General features: G+C 72.3%; 11 protein-coding genes. 4 read left to right on the top strand and 7 right to left on the bottom strand.

Annotated elements, in window-relative coordinates; translation table 11 throughout:
• The first annotated feature begins 9 nt into the window (after nt 1-9).
• Nucleotides 10-3,618, top strand: a complete 3,609-nt coding sequence (locus tag BS80_RS43490; RefSeq protein ID WP_051966389.1) for a GH92 family glycosyl hydrolase — start codon at nt 10-12, stop codon at nt 3,616-3,618.
• Nucleotides 3,619-3,646: 28 nt separating this feature from the next.
• Here BS80_RS43490 and BS80_RS09195 read toward each other — a convergent pair whose 3' ends face one another.
• Entirely contained in the window at nt 3,647-4,606 is a 960-nt protein-coding gene (locus tag BS80_RS09195; protein WP_035795353.1) for a GlxA family transcriptional regulator, read from the bottom strand.
• Between the two features lie 80 nt (nt 4,607-4,686).
• On the opposite strand from BS80_RS09195, the gene BS80_RS09200 reads away from it, so the two are divergent.
• Nucleotides 4,687-5,619 carry an NADP-dependent oxidoreductase gene (locus tag BS80_RS09200; protein ID WP_035797072.1) on the top strand — a complete coding sequence of 311 codons (933 nt, stop codon included), beginning with the start codon at nt 4,687-4,689 and terminating at the stop codon, nt 5,617-5,619.
• Between the two features lie 42 nt (nt 5,620-5,661).
• Complete coding sequence (locus tag BS80_RS09205) at nt 5,662-6,039, top strand: RNA-binding S4 domain-containing protein (RefSeq protein ID WP_035795356.1); 378 nt, start codon at nt 5,662-5,664, stop codon at nt 6,037-6,039.
• 54 nt (nt 6,040-6,093) lie between these two features.
• Here the strand turns inward: BS80_RS09205 and BS80_RS09210 are convergent, their stop codons facing one another.
• On the bottom strand, nt 6,094-7,005 hold the full coding sequence (locus BS80_RS09210; protein ID WP_035795358.1) for a phosphatidylinositol-specific phospholipase C: 912 nt from the start codon (nt 7,003-7,005) through the stop codon (nt 6,094-6,096).
• Between the two features lie 93 nt (nt 7,006-7,098).
• Nucleotides 7,099-8,058 carry a GlxA family transcriptional regulator gene (locus BS80_RS09215; protein ID WP_035795361.1) on the bottom strand — a complete coding sequence of 320 codons (960 nt, stop codon included), beginning with the start codon at nt 8,056-8,058 and terminating at the stop codon, nt 7,099-7,101.
• A 132-nt stretch (nt 8,059-8,190) separates the two neighbouring features.
• On the opposite strand from BS80_RS09215, the gene BS80_RS09220 reads away from it, so the two are divergent.
• Nucleotides 8,191-8,490, top strand: coding sequence for a putative quinol monooxygenase (locus tag BS80_RS09220; RefSeq protein WP_035795363.1), 300 nt, complete (start codon nt 8,191-8,193; stop codon nt 8,488-8,490).
• 56 nt (nt 8,491-8,546) lie between these two features.
• Here BS80_RS09220 and BS80_RS09225 read toward each other — a convergent pair whose 3' ends face one another.
• The 4 genes from BS80_RS09225 to BS80_RS09240 form a co-directional block, all read right to left on the bottom strand.
• Nucleotides 8,547-9,278: an ABC transporter permease gene (locus tag BS80_RS09225; RefSeq protein WP_035795365.1), complete on the bottom strand. Its 732-nt coding sequence runs from the start codon at nt 9,276-9,278 to the stop codon at nt 8,547-8,549.
• On the bottom strand, nt 9,275-10,294 hold the full coding sequence (locus BS80_RS09230; protein ID WP_063771930.1) for an ABC transporter ATP-binding protein: 1,020 nt from the start codon (nt 10,292-10,294) through the stop codon (nt 9,275-9,277). The genes BS80_RS09225 and BS80_RS09230 overlap by 4 nt, the downstream gene beginning before the upstream one ends.
• A gap of 74 nt (nt 10,295-10,368) precedes the next feature.
• Nucleotides 10,369-12,894 (bottom strand): rhomboid family intramembrane serine protease, encoded by a 2,526-nt coding sequence (locus BS80_RS09235; RefSeq protein WP_051966390.1) that lies wholly within the window; start codon nt 12,892-12,894, stop codon nt 10,369-10,371.
• Nucleotides 12,891-14,210, bottom strand: coding sequence for an alpha/beta hydrolase (locus BS80_RS09240; RefSeq protein WP_035795368.1), 1,320 nt, complete (start codon nt 14,208-14,210; stop codon nt 12,891-12,893). The genes BS80_RS09235 and BS80_RS09240 overlap by 4 nt, the downstream gene beginning before the upstream one ends.
• Nucleotides 14,211-14,293 lie beyond the last annotated feature (83 nt).

The following is a 14,293-nucleotide window of genomic DNA, read 5'->3' on the forward strand; positions in this document are numbered from 1 at the left end:
GGTCACCGCGTGTCCCGCCCCCTGCGCACGCTCCTGCTGGCCGGCGCCGTGCTGGCCGCCGTCGCCCTCGCCCCGGCGGCGGCCTCGGCCGACACCGTCGCCGTCCCCGCCGCGGTCAGCGACCCCGCCTCGCTGGTCGACCCGTTCGTCGGCACCGGCAGCGGCGGCGACGTGGTCGGCCAGGTGGACACCTTCCCGGGCGCCGACGTGCCGTTCGGCATGCTGCAGTGGAGCCCCGACACCCCGTCCCGACCGCCCGGCGGCGGCTATGACACCGCGGACTCCTCGATCACCGGCTTCAGCCTCACCCATCTCTCCGGGCCCGGCTGCGCCGTCGCCGGCGACTTCCCCTTCCTCCCGCTGACCGGCGCGCTGCCTGCCGACCCGAGCACGGCGACGGCGCCCTTCGAGCACGCCTCGGAGAGCGCCCACCCGGGCTCGTACGCCACCACGGCCGGGGGCGTGCGCACCGAGCTGGCCGTCACCGCCCGCACCGGCGTCGGGCGCTTCACCTTCCCCGCCATCGCGCAGGCGCAGCTGCTGGTGAAGGCCGCCTCCAGCGAGAACGGCGGCTCGGCCGCCGACCTACGCACGGTCGGCGACCACGAGATCACCGGCTCGGTCACCAGTGGCCACTTCTGCGGCCAACCGGACACCTACACCGTGCACTTCGCCGCGGTCTTCGACCGGCCGTTCACCGCCTCGGGCACCTGGTCGGGCGCCTCCCCGTCGGCCGTCCGGGTCGACGCAGGGAGCGGCAGCGTGGCGGTCAGCGGCTCCCAGCACCCCGCCGACCAGCAGTTGACGAACAGTCAGCACGACGCCGCGACCGGCGTGGTGGCGGGCGGCTGGCTCACCTTCGACACCCGCAGCGATCCGGTGGTCGGCATGCGGGTCGCGGTCTCCTACGTCAGCGTCGCCGGCGCCGAAGCCAACCTGCACAGTGACAGCGGCAGTTGGGACGTCCCGGCGGTGGCCGCGCAGGCCACGAGGCTGTGGAACCGGCAGCTGCGCGCCGTCACGATCGCCGGCGGCACCCGTACCCGGCAGGCCACCTTCTACACCGCGCTCTACCACTCCCTGCTGCACCCCAACCTGTTCAGCGACGCCGACGGCCGCTATCCGGGCTTCGACGGCGCAGTGCACACCGCGCCCCCGGGGCACGCGCAGTACAGCAACTTCTCCGGCTGGGACATCTACCGCTCCCAGGTGCCCCTGCTGGCCCAGGTCGCCCCGGCGCAGACCGCCGACATGGCGACTTCCCTGCTGAACGACGCCGACCAGGGCGGGTGGCTGCCCAAGTGGCCGGTGGCCAACGGCTACACCGGCGTGATGAACGGCGACCCGGCGGACCCGATCCTGGCGGACGCCTACGCCTTCGACGCCCGCGGCTTCGACGCCGGGCACGCGCTCGATGCCATGGTGCACGGCGCGCAGAGCAGCACCGGAGCGCCCGGCCAGGGCTGGTACGTGGAGCGGCCGCACGGCGCCGACTACCTGAGCCACGGCTATGTGCCCAACGTCGGCTCCGACTCGATCAGTCCGGTCCCCAACGGCGCCTCGGAGACCCTGGAGTACGCCCTCGCCGACTTCTCGATCGGCCAACTCGCCACCGCCCTGGGGAAGTCGGGCACGGCCACGCAGTTCCAGCAACGCGCGCAGAACTGGGCGAACCTGTTCGACACCGCCACCGGCTACATCCGCCCGCGCGACGCCGACGGGGCGTTCCCGCCCGGCCCGCCCGTGCAGACCACCGGCGGCTTCGGCCAGAGCGGCTTCCAGGAGGGCAACGCCGCCCAGTACACCTGGATGGTGCCGCAGGACCTGCGCGGCCTGATCGACGGCATGGGCGGCGACCAGGTGGCCGCCGCCCGCCTCGACCAGTACTTCAGCCGGCTCAACGCGGGCCCGAACCAGCCCTACCACTGGCAGGGCAACGAACCCGCCTTCGACACCCCGTGGGCGTACGACAGCGTCGGGCAGCCGTGGAAGACCCAGTCCACCGTGCGCGCCGTCATGGACTCGCTCTACGGCCTCACCCCCGGCGGCGAGCCCGGCAACGACGACCTCGGAGCGATGAGCTCCTGGTACGTGTGGGCGGCGCTCGGCGTCTACCCGCAGACCCCGGGCACCGCGACCCTCGTGCTCGGCAGCCCGCTCTTCCCGCACGCCGTGCTGCACGGACCCGACGGCCACGATCTGACGATCAACGCCAACTCCGCCGCAGGCGGCGGGAGCTACGTCCAGCAGCTGGCCGTGGACGGCCGCCCCTCCAGCCACACCTGGGTGGACCTGAACCGCACCCACCGCCTCGACTTCACCCTCGGCGCCACCCCGGACACCCACTGGGGCACCGCCCCCGGCGACGCGCCGCCGTCCTACGACGGCGGCCGTCCCGCCTTCCCGCCGACCACCCGCGCCGCGCTGACCGCCTCCCCCGGCCAGGTCAGGATCGCCCCCGGCGGCGGCACCACGGTGGCCGTCACCGTCGACGACACGGCCGGCAACGCACCCGCCACCGTCAGCTGGCAGGCCGACGCGCCGGCCGGCCTGACCGTGGGCCCGGCCGGCGCCACGGTGACCGCACCGGCCGGCGCCGACGCCACCACGTCCGTCGCACTCACCGCCGCCGCCGGTACCGCCACCGGCTACTACCAGGTCGCGTTGACCGGGCACACCGCCGACGGCGCGGTGCTCGCGCGCACCCGTCTGCTGGTCACCGTCGCCCAGCCCGGGCAGACCATCCCGACCGCCTACGTCTCCAACTACAGCGACAACACGGTCACGCCGGTCGACACCCGCACCCGCAACGCCGGCCCGCCGATCGCCGTCGGCAGCGGCCCCGACGGCATGACCACAGCCTCCGGTCAGCTGTTCGTGGCGAACAACAACAGCAACGACGTCACCGTGGTCGACCTCACCACGGACGCCGTCACCGCGACCGTCAAGGTCGGCAGCACCGCGGCCGACGCCGCGCCGACGCCGGACGGGAAGACCGTCTGGGTCAGCGACTTCGGCGACGGCACGGTCCAGCCCATCGACACCGCGACGCTGACCGCGGGCCCCCCGGTCAAGGTCGGCGGCCAGCCCGAACGGCTGCGGGTGCGCCCCGGGGGCGGCGAGCTCTGGGTGGCCGACCAGGGCGACGGCACGGTCAGCGTGGTCGACCTCGCCACCCGGGCGGTGACCCACACCGTGGCGGTCGGCGCCGCGCCCTTCGGCGTCGCCTTCGCCCCGGACGGCAGCCGCGCCTACGTCACCGACAACGGCGCCGGCACGGTCTCCGTGATCGACACCGCCAGCTACCAGGTGACCGCCACCGTGCCGGTCGGCTCGGGTCCCGAGTACGTCGCCGTCGCGCCGGACGGCCGGACCGCCTACGTCGCGGCGAGCGGAGCGGGCGGCGTCACCCCGATCGACACCGCGACGCTGACCGCCGGCCCGCTGATCCCCACCGGGTCCGGCAGCTACGCGCTGGCCTTCGCCCCGGACGGCGGCCTGCTGTGGGCGGTGGACTCCAACGTCAACGAGATCAGGCCGGTGGACCCGGCCACCGCCACCGCCGGGCAGCCGATCACCGTCGGCAACGTCCCCGACGGCGTCACGGTCACCGGCTGAGCGGCCGGCTGCGCGTCCGGCCGACGGCCTATCCGGCCCGGAAGGTCCGCCGGTAGGCACCCGGCGAGATGCTGATCGCGGCGTGCAGGTGCTGGCGCAGCGAGGCATCGGTGCCGAAGCCGACCCGCTCGGCGATCCGGCCCACCGGCAGGTCGCTGCTCTCCAGCAGCTGCCGGGCCAGGTCGACGCGCTGCTGGATGAGCCACTGCCCCGGGCTGAGCCCCACCTCGGCCCGGAAGCGCCGGGTGAAGGTGCGCCGGCTCATGCCCGCGTGCGCGGCCAGGTCCTCCAGCTGGAGCGGCTCGTGCAGCCGGTCCAGCGCCCAGGCGCGCGTGCCGGACGTCCCGGTGTCCGAGCGCTCGGGCACCGGCCGCTGCACGTACTGGGCCTGCCCGCCCTCGCGCTGCGGCTGGACCACGCAGCAACGGGCCACGAAGTTGGCGACGGCGCTGCCGTGGTCCCGGCGGATCACGTGCAGCAGCAGGTCGATACCGGCCGCCGCTCCGGCGGAGGTCAGCACCCGGCCGCCGTCCACGAAGAGCACGTCGGGCTCCAACTCGACCTCGGGATAGAGCCGTTGGAAGCGCTCGGCGTGGTGCCAGTGGGTGGCGGCGGCCCGGCCGTCCAGGAGGCCCGCCGCCGCCAGCGGAAAGGTGGCCAGGCAGATCCCGACGATCCGGGTCGCGGGCCCGATCAGCGCCAGCGCCTCGGCCGTGCGGCGCGGCAGCGCGGCCCGGTCGACGATTTCGGCGAACTCCTCGGAGGCGGGGATCACCACGGTGTCCGCACCGGCCAGGATCGACGCGTCGTGCTCGACGGCGATCGAGAAGTCGGCGGAGGTGCGGACCGGCCTCCCGTCCAGCGAGCAGGTGACCACCTCGTAGAGCCGACGGCCCTCGGGGTCGAGGGCAACCCCGAAGAGCCGCGAGGCCAGACTCAACTCGAACGGAATGACCCCGTCCAGGGCCAGAACCACCACACGATGCATGGCCCAATCCTTGCACATCATGACCTTCGGGCCACTGTCGTCCCAGTTCGGCCCTGAACCATGCTGACCCCATGACCACGATGAAGGCGATCAGCCAGCACACCTACGGCGGCAGCGAAGTTCTCCAGGAGGTCGAACTCGACCGCCCGTCGCCCGGCCCCTCCGAGGTACTCGTCCGCGTCCGCGCGGCGGGCATGAACCCCACCGACTGGAAGCACAAGCAGTTCGCCGGCCTGGTCGGCCGGCTCCCCCTGGTGCTCGGCTGGGACGTCTCGGGCGTCGTCGAGGCCGTCGGCCTCGGCGTCACGATCCACCGGCCCGGCGACGAGGTCTTCGGCATGCTCCCCTACCCGCACGGCGTCGGCGCGTTCGCCGAGTTCGTGGTGGCCCCCGCGCGCGCCCTGGTCCGCAAGCCGGAGGGCGTCGACCATGTCCAGGCCGGCGCCATCCCGCTGGCGGCCCTCACCGCCTGGCAGGTCCTGGTGGACGCCGCCGACCTTCGCCCCGGCCAGCGGGTGCTGATCCACGCCGCGGCCGGCGGCGTCGGCCACCTGGCCGTGCAGATCGCCAAGGAGCGCGGCGCGTACGTGATCGGCACGGCCAGCGCCCCCAAGCACGCGCTGCTGCGCGAGCTCGGCGCCGACCAGCTGATCGACTACCGGACCGAGGACTTCACCGCGATCGACCCGGTCGACGTCGTCCTGGACACCCTCGGCGGCGAGACGGCCGTCCGCTCGCTCGACACCCTGAAGCCCGGCGGCCAGTTGATCTCGATCGCCATCGGCTCGTTCCCGCAGGACCTCCCCGCGCAGGCCGCCGCCCGCGGCCTGCGGGCCTACCCGCTCCTCGTCGAGGCCGACCAGGCGGGCATGCGCGCCATCGCCGACCTGGTCACCGCGGGCAGGCTCCGGGCCGTGGTCGAGGCGACCTTCCCGCTCGCCCAGGCGGCCAAGGGCCACGACCTGGGCGACACCGGCCGGGTCACCGGGAAGGTCGTCCTCACGGTGCCCTAGACCCGGCGACCGGACCGGGCCGCCAGGCCATAGAGTCGAGGGATGGCTACGAACGAGGGGACCGAGGCGGTCCGGGTCGACAGCTGGATCTGGTCCGTCCGGCTCACCAAGACGCGCGCACTGGCCGCCGCGGCCTGCCGGGCCGGCCATGTGCGGGTGAACGGCGAACGCGTCAAGCCCGCGCAGGCGATCCGGCCCGGCGACGAGGTGCGGGTGCGCCAGGACGGGCGCGAACGGATCGTCGTCGTCAAGGACACCGTGCGCAAGCGGGTCGGGCCGCCCGTCGCCGTGCAGTGCTACGTCGACAACAGCCCGCCGCCCACGCCCGAGGACACCGCCACGGCCGGCCGCCGCGACCGCGGCGCGGGCCGCCCCACCAAGCGCGACCGGCGCGAGCTGGAGCGGCTGCACCACGAGTAGTGGGCGGCCCCAGAGGCCCCAGAGGCCCCAGAGGCCTCAGAGGGCTCAGAGGGCTCAGAGGCCGAAGTTCAGCGCGTAGAACGGCTGCACGGAGCCCGCGGTGACGAAGTCCATCGGCACCGTCCCGAGCAGCGGCCGGGCAGCGGCGTTCAGGCCGCCGAGGTAGCCGCCGATCCTCGGCGCCATCGCCTCGGCGGCCTGCTGCGGCCACAGGCCCCAGCCCGAGGAGGTGGTGAAGGTGATGTACAGCTTCTGCGGGTCGGCCGAGGCCCGCGCCGCGTCGAAGTGGGCGGAGACCTCGGGCCACTTACGCGAGGCGATCTCGAAGATCGTCCCGATGTCGTAGTCGTCCTCGATGTCGGTGGACGCGCCGCCCCACGGGATACCCGGCAGGCCGGAGCTGTCCGCCAGCAGCACCACCCGGCCACGCACCTCGCCGAGTTGCGGGATCCGGTTCTCGGCCCAGAACAGCCCGGACCACTTCGCCTGGTAGCCCGCGAAGATCGCCGCGAAGTCCGCGTCGGAGACGGTCGAGTACTCCTGCTTGACCCGCATCAGCACGCTCTCCCCCGGATGCTGCGCCAGGAAGTCCTGGCAGGCGTTGAGCACGTCGCCGAAGAAGATCTGCTGGAAGACCGGGCCGTGGTGGATCGCGAACACCCCGTTGATCGCGCGGCACCGGACGTCCAGGAACCGGACCCCAGCGGCGAGTTGGTCCGGCACGGCGAGCGTCTGGGTCTGCGTGAGCGCTCCGCCGTAGCGCGAGCCGGTGTCATGCGTCCCGGGCACGGTCAGCTGCGACAGGTAGCCGCCGCCGGGCAGCGCACCCATCCAGTCGGACCCCGCCGGCAGCACGTCCGCCCGCGCCGGCGTCGCCGCCCGCGCCAGCCCGAGCCCCGCCGCGCCCAGCACCAGCGCCGAGCGGGCGAAGGTGCGCCGGCTGATCCGCGTACCCGTCAAGTCCATGACTGCTTCCCCTCGTTGACCCGGCAGGCCCGGCCGACTTGCCATGCCCATTATCAAGGGCACCCCGGCAGCGCGACAGTCCTACAACACCACTCATCCCCGGCGTAGTTGGCCTGCCGTCAGCCCCGAACGCTCCCGGAGCAGGACCCGCAACGTGTTCGCGTTCAGATAACCGACCCGGCGGGCGATCACCTCGACCCCGAGCTCGGTGGTCCGCAGCAGGTGGGAGGCCTGTTCGACCCGCAGATCCTGGACGAAGCGGACCGGCGTGACCCCGAGCGCGCCGGCCGTCGCGCGCTGCAACGTACGCTCGCTGACCCCGATCGCACGGGCCGCCGCACCGATGTCCAGCTGCTCGTGCAACCGCTCGCGCACCCACCGGTCGAAGGCGGCGACCACCGGATCGCTCTGCGCGAGGGTGCTCACCATGGTGTACGAGGCCTGGGAGGGCCGCTCGTCGACCACCAGGTGACGGGATACCAGCTCGCTGAGGCCGGGACTGCTGCGGCGTACCAGCCAGAGCGCCAGGTCGACGTGGCCGAAGGCGGCGCCCGCCGTGATCACGCCGTCCGAGCTGGTCACCATCCGGCTCTGGTCGAGCTCGACGCGGGGGTAGCGCTGCCGGAACAGCGGCGCGAGCCACCAGGTCGTGGTGGCCCGGCGGCCGTCCAGCACGCCCGCCTCGGCGAGCAGGAAGGTACCCGCGCAGGCGGAGGCGACCGTCGCCCCGCGCTGGCGGGTGTGCGCCAGCAGCTCGCGGGCGCCGCGCATCTCCTCCCCGCCGACCAGGTCGGCCAGCCCCTGCGGATCGCGCTTCGGCACGGCGGGCACCAGCAGCAGGTCACAGCGGTCGGCCGCCTCGACCGGCCGGGCCGGCACCAGCAGGCCCGCGCCGGTGCGCACCTGGTCACGGAACCCGACGGTCTCGACCTCCCACGGCGGCGGCGCCCCCGGAATACGCTCGCGCAGGTCGTTGGCACAGCCCAGGACGTCGAGCACCGAGGCCAGGCCCGAGTCGAAGAGGCCGTCGAGGGCCAGTACGGCTATCCGCATGGCGGAAACGGTATCGGATGTGCCGGTCGCGACACTCCGCCGGAGCTCCCGGCCACCATAGATTCGTCCATGCCGGCAGGACGTCGGCTGTGCACGGCACCGGGCCGTGCGGTACGCAAGAAGGAGCGCATCATGTCGAAGATCGGTCTGCGGGTCCGCATCGAGGCCAAGCCCGAGCACGCCGAGGAGCTGGCGGGCGTCCTGGCGGGCGCACTCACCCTGGCCGAACAGGAGGAACTGACGGTCAGCTGGTACGCGTTCCGCGAGAGCGCGACGGTGTTCGGCGTCTTCGACACCTTCGACGGCGAGGACGGCCGAGAGGCCCACCTGAACGGCCGGATCGCCGCCGCCCTCAGGGAGTTGGCGCCGACCATGCTCGCTACCGCACCGGAGATCCAGCGGGTCGACGTGCTCGCCGCCAAGCTCTCCTGACCGACTGACCGACTGACCGACCGCCGGGCGGCCCCGACCCCGGGCCCGCCCGGCGACTACTCGTCGATCTTGGCGTCCCGCTGGTAGACGTACCCCGCGAAGACGACCGTGGCCACCACCCAGAGGGCGATCACCACCAAGTCGGTCGAGTTGCCGTCCAGCCCGGTGACCCGGTTCATCACGTAGTCGCGGGCCGCGTAGCTGGGCAGTACCTTGCCGATGTCGGCCAGCGCCCCGCTGCCGAGCGTGAACCAGAGGCCGCCGAGGATCGCCATCACGAAATAGGTGATCATCGCGACCAGTTGCACGCTGTCCTGCGGCAGCGCGTAGCCGATCGCGATCCCCAGCGCGGTGAAGGCGAACGAGGTGATCCAGATGATCACCGTGGCCTCCAGCCAGACCGCCGCCTGGAGGTGAACGCCCATCACGGCGCCGACCACAAAGACCACCACGATGGCCGGCAGCGTCACCATCGCCGCCGACGAGATCTTCGCGACCACGTAGCCGTTGCCCGGCAGGGTGGTCAGCTTGAGTTGCTTGATCCAGCCGTCGCTGCGCTCCTGGGCGATCTTCTGCGCGTTGTTCATCAGGGCCGCGCCGAGCGCGCCGAACAGGGCCATCGCGACCATGTAGTAGTTGCGGACCGGGATCCCGCCGATCTCGCCCTTGGCGCTGCCGCCGATCACCACGAAGAGCAGCGTCGGGTAGAGCACCGAGAAGAACAGCACCCGGCGATTGCGGAACACCCGCAGGATCTCCAGCCGGGTCAGTGCCCACACACCGTTCATCGCACGCCCTCCGGTCCCTGGCCGTTGCCGCCGTCCCGACCGTTGTCGTCCCGGCCGCCCTTGTCCTGGCCGCCGTTGTCCTGGCCGCCGCTGTCCTGGCTGCTGTTGTCCTGCTCGGTGATCGCGATGAAGGCCTGTTCCAGGCCGAGCGCCGTCACCTCGATCTCGCTGGGGCGGTGCCCGGCGTCGAGCACCGCGTATAGGGTGGCATCGGAGTCCGAGGTCTGCATCCGCACCAGACCGCCGGAGAGATCCACCGAGCGGACCCCGGGCAACCGCGACAGGTCCTCCTCACGGGCGCCGGGCAGCCGGAAGGCGACCCGGCGGAACCCGGCCATCGCCTTGATCTCGGCGGCGGTGCCCTCCGCGAGCAGCCGGCCCTTGTTGATCACGACCACCAGGTCGGCGACCTGGTCGGCCTCCTCCAGGTAGTGGGTGGCGAACAGGATGGTCTTGCCGCGGCGGGCCTCGGCCTTCATCGCCTGCCAGAAGATCTGCCGGTTCTCCACGTCCATCCCGGTGGTCGGCTCGTCCAGCACCAGCAGATCGTTCTCACCGGCGATGGCGACGGCGAACCGCACCCGCTGGGTCTGGCCGCCGGAGAGCTTGTCCACCTTGCGGTCGGCGATGTCACTGATGTTGGCGCGGGCGAGGAGCTCGCCGATCTCCAGCGGCTTGGGGTGCAGCTGGGTGATCAGCGTCAGGAACTCCCGGACGGTCACCTCGCGCATCAGGCCGCCGGACTGCAGCATCACCCCGATCCGCCCGGCGTTGACCGCCTCGCGCGGGGTACTGCCGAGCACCCGTACGGTGCCGCCGGTCGCCTTGCGCAGGCCGAGCAGCAGGTCGATCGAGGTGGACTTGCCGGCGCCGTTGGGGCCGAGCAGCGCGATCGTGCGGCCCTGTGGCAGCTGGAGGCTGAGTTCGTCCACCGCCTTGACTGGTCCGTAGTGCTTGGAGACGCCGTGGAATTCCACGGCCGGCGCGCCGGCCATCGCCGGTCGGTCCTCACTCATGGGTTGATCCTTCGCACTCGGCGATCCCTGATCGCTCCTGTACCCATCCGGTCACCCCGTCACCCCGTCACCCGCTAGGTCGACAGTCTGCGCATCAGGCGGACGCCCTGGCCCGGCGTCAGATGCGGCAGGTAGGCCTTGCCGATCGCCCGGGTGATACTCGCCAGCGCCGCCGGGTCCGGGTACACCATGTACAGCGGCCGGTACTCCGGCTGGAACTTCGCCTTGAACGCCAACAGTGACCGGAACCCGTACACCGGCTCCAGCGTCCGGCCCATCCAGTCCAGCAGCCGCTGCAGCACGGTGACCGGGTCGTCCTCGTCGGCGCGGGCCAGTGGCGCGCCCGACAGGCTCAGGAACAACGCCCCCTCCTCCTTGAACCCCAGCGCCGCCGACGCGATCAGGAACTCCGTCACCCCCCGGAACCCCTCCGAACGCCGCCGCATGAAATCCAGCGTCCACCCCACCGGCTCACCCTCCCGATACACCGGCATCCAACTCGTCAACCCGTGCACCGTCCGATCCCCGTCCACCGCCACCAACAACCGCACCGCCGGATCGTCCAACTCCTCCAGACCCCCCAACGTGAACCCCATCTCCGGCAACCCCTTGTCCGACACCCACTCCTCCGAGATCGACCGGATCTGATCCCGGACCGCCAACGGCGCCGACCCCCAACTCCACCACTGCGCCGTGATCCCCTCCTTCTTCGCCTTGTTCAACGACGTCCGGATGTCCTGCCACTTCTTCCCCGTGAACGCCAACTCCGGCAACGCCACCACCGTGTCCTCCGCCACCTGCACCGACCGCCACCCCAACCCCCGCGCCGCCTCCAACACCCCCGGCGTCACGCTGTAAAAACACGGCGTCCACCCCCGCGCGTCACAGAACGCCGCGAACCCCGCCACCGCCCGCCCACACGCCCCCGGCTCCCCGAACGGATCCCCCGTCGTCAACGCCACCGTCGCGAACACCCGATACGCCACCGCCGCCTCACCCCCCGCATCGAACCAGTAGTGATTCCCGTCCCACGTCGAGATGAACGACAACATCGGCCCCCCGTGCCGCTCCAACAACGCCCGCGCCCGCGCCCCCGCCGCCGCGTCCACATGCACCCACGGCCGCCGGAAAGCCACCAACAACGCCACCAACGCCACCGCCCAGAACACCACCCCGCAGTAGTTCTCCAGGGCCCGGGTCGCCCCACCGGTGGTGACGGGGTAGCTCGGCAGCAGGTCGTTGTAGGCGGGCGGCAGGAACTCCGAGGGCAGCCCCTTCAGCAGTCCGCGCACGGTAGCCCGCGGCTCGTACTGGTCGCGCAGCAGCCAGCCGATCCCCACATACGCGGCGCAGGCCAGCAGGAAGGCGCCGCCGATCACCGCGCTCAGCCGGATCACCGCGTGGCGCGGCAGCCGCAGTTCGAAGCGGTCCTGGGTGAGCATCAGCAGCATCACGATCAGCACCGGCAGCAACAGCGCCTCGCCGTAGATCTGCAGCACGTACGAGGTGGGGTCGGCCCGGTCGGTGCCCGAGAAGTCGTCCTTGACCGCCCAGCCGACCAGCGAGATCCACCCGACCTGCGCCAGCACGGTGATCCACCAGGCCAGCCGCAGGCCCCGGCGCAGGCCCTCGGCGAGGACGAAGAGCAGCAACGGGATCAGGATCCCCATCAACAGGCCCGGGGAGTTGAAGAAGTGCTGGGTGGAGTGCGCCCGGGCGCACTCCACGGCGGAGGTCTCGCAGGCCGCGCGGACGTCCTCGTCGCTGGGCGCCTGCGAGTAGTACAGGCCCGCCAGGTTGTTGAACGGCCCGGTGGCGTTCTTGTAGACGCTGGCCACCAGCGGGCCGATCGCCGAGGCGGCCACGCACAGCGCCACCAGCACCCGGGCCTCGTTGTGCGAGGAGCGGTGCGGACGCAGGTCACCGGCCCTCCCGAAGAGCACCGCCCCGACCGCCAGACCGACCAGCGCGCCGCACAACCGCTGCACACTCGCCAGGTAGCCGACATACAGCACCATCACCAACGGCACGAGCAGCGCCAGCAGTTGGAGCCTGCGCTGCCACAGCGTGGTGAGCCGGAAGCTCAGCACCATGGCCAGCGCGAAGATCCCGGGGGTGGGACCGACCGCGATCTGGTCCTTGATGTTCTCGCACCAGGCCGACCCCGCCGCCACCCCGAGGCGGACCACACCGGTGCCCAGCAGCGTGCCGGCCACCTGGCCGCCGACCAGCACCCAGGCCACCATCGGTGTGCCCAGCCGCCGTTCGGCCTGCGCGCCGATCACCACCAGCAGCAGGCTGGCCACCACGTATGCGACGATCCCGGTGCACCAGAAGAGCGAGGTCACCGGGGTCCACCAGTGCCCGGCCTCCAGGGTCGTGATGCCGACCCCGACGTTCTCCAACAGGTGCCGCGGCGGACGGGCCCGCAGCGAGTCGGTGGCGCCGCCGATCACCCAGAGCGCGACCAGCAGCCCCAGGGTGACCGGCGCGCTGCGCAACGGCTCGACGAGAAAGGCCAGTTGACGCAGCCAGCGATAGCCGCGCTCGGGCGCGGGAGCGAGCGGTACGGCGTCGTCGCGAACCTGAGGGGTGCTCATCGGATGATTCCTGTCTGCTGGGCCAGCCAAGGGATGTTCTGGGCGAGCGCGACCCGGAACACCGTCCAGTCGTGCCCGCCGGGCAGCGTCCCGGCGATCGCCTTCATGCCGGCCTTGAGAGCCGCCTGGTAGACCGTCGCCTGCTGTGGTCCGAACTCGCCGTCACCGGAGCCGACCACGAACGAGGCGGCGGTGTCCGGGAACCGCTGCCGGGCCATCACATGCAGCGGGTCCACCGCGTCGAAGGCCGCCTCGTCGCCGCCGAAGGCCGTGTCCACGGTCTTGCTGTGGCTGCCCAGGGTCGGCTCGCTCTGGCCCGAGATGTCCAGGAACGAGCCGTACACCTGCGGTGCGTTGACCGCGAGTTGGAGGGCGCAGGTGCCACCGAGCGAGAGGCCGCCGATCGACCAGTGGGCGCGGCCGGCGGCGGTCTGCAGGTGCGCGTGGACCCAGTTCGGCACGTCCTCGGCCAGGTAGGTCTGCGCCTGGGCGATCTTGGAGTTCATGCAGAGGGTGTTGTTGAAGTCCGAGCCGATCGGGTCGGCGACCACCACGATCGGGGCCAGGCCGTGGTGGGCGGCGGCGAAGGCGTCCATCGCGTCGGGCATGTTGCCCGAGGTCACCCAGTCCAGCGGGCTGCCCGGCTGGCCGGCCATCAGGATCAGCACGGGCAGCAGCGGGCGCGGGTTCGCATGGTAGGCGGGGGGCAGATAGACGTAGGCGGCGCGCGGGTTGAAGCCGGAGATCAGGCCGGGGATCGGCGAGGTGGAGACGGTGCCCTTGGCGGGCAGCCCGGCCGGCGGCCGCCAGACGTCGTAGAGCGTTCCGCCGGGCGGTGCGGTGACCGTGCCGGCGGCGGTGCCGGCGGGCAGCGCCGTGGTCTTCTGCAACCAGGGCGCGAACAGCACCCGCAGTGTCGGGTACTGGTCGAAGTGCCGGTTCACCTGGTTGCCCGCCATCACCAGGACCAGCACCGCCGCCAGCACGGCGGCGCCCCGCCCGCGCCAGCCCAGCGCCGGTATCCGGAAGGCCGCCAACAGGACGCCGAGCAGGCCGACGCCGATCCAGAACCACACCTTGCGCGGCAGCGGCTCGGCGAAGGGCTGCCACCAGTCGTCGATCCACCAGTGCAGCAGCAGCGTGCCCACACCCGTCAGGACCACCGCGCACGGAAGCCAGCGGGTCCACCAGTGCGGGTCGCGCGAGACCACCAGCCCGGCCAGCGCGCCCAGGCCCACCAGCACGATCAGCACCGGGATGACACCCTCGGTCAATGACCAGTCGAGCGGGCTCCTGACCGCCACGGACTGGGTCATGGTGCTCCTCGGGATCGGCGCGTCCTAGAGCGCCAGTGAATCCCTGCACACCGCCCCGGGCATCCGCAGCCCGCCGACCGGGT

Origin of the sequence: Kitasatospora mediocidica KCTC 9733 (assembly GCF_000744225.1) — a bacterium.
Classification (GTDB): domain Bacteria; phylum Actinomycetota; class Actinomycetes; order Streptomycetales; family Streptomycetaceae; genus Kitasatospora; species Kitasatospora mediocidica.

Coding starts and splice junctions, on each gene's coding strand:
- BS80_RS09195 (WP_035795353.1), bottom strand. CDS start 4,606: ATGCATCGTGTGGTGGTTCTGGCCCTGGACGGGGTCATTCCGTTCGAG.
- BS80_RS09200 (WP_035797072.1), top strand. CDS start 4,687: ATGAAGGCGATCAGCCAGCACACCTACGGCGGCAGCGAAGTTCTCCAG.
- BS80_RS09205 (WP_035795356.1), top strand. CDS start 5,662: ATGGCTACGAACGAGGGGACCGAGGCGGTCCGGGTCGACAGCTGGATC.
- BS80_RS09210 (WP_035795358.1), bottom strand. CDS start 7,005: ATGGACTTGACGGGTACGCGGATCAGCCGGCGCACCTTCGCCCGCTCG.
- BS80_RS09215 (WP_035795361.1), bottom strand. CDS start 8,058: ATGCGGATAGCCGTACTGGCCCTCGACGGCCTCTTCGACTCGGGCCTG.
- BS80_RS09220 (WP_035795363.1), top strand. CDS start 8,191: ATGTCGAAGATCGGTCTGCGGGTCCGCATCGAGGCCAAGCCCGAGCAC.
- BS80_RS09225 (WP_035795365.1), bottom strand. CDS start 9,278: ATGAACGGTGTGTGGGCACTGACCCGGCTGGAGATCCTGCGGGTGTTC.
- BS80_RS09230 (WP_063771930.1), bottom strand. CDS start 10,294: ATGAGTGAGGACCGACCGGCGATGGCCGGCGCGCCGGCCGTGGAATTC.
- BS80_RS09235 (WP_051966390.1), bottom strand. CDS start 12,894: ATGAGCACCCCTCAGGTTCGCGACGACGCCGTACCGCTCGCTCCCGCG.
- BS80_RS09240 (WP_035795368.1), bottom strand. CDS start 14,210: ATGACCCAGTCCGTGGCGGTCAGGAGCCCGCTCGACTGGTCATTGACC.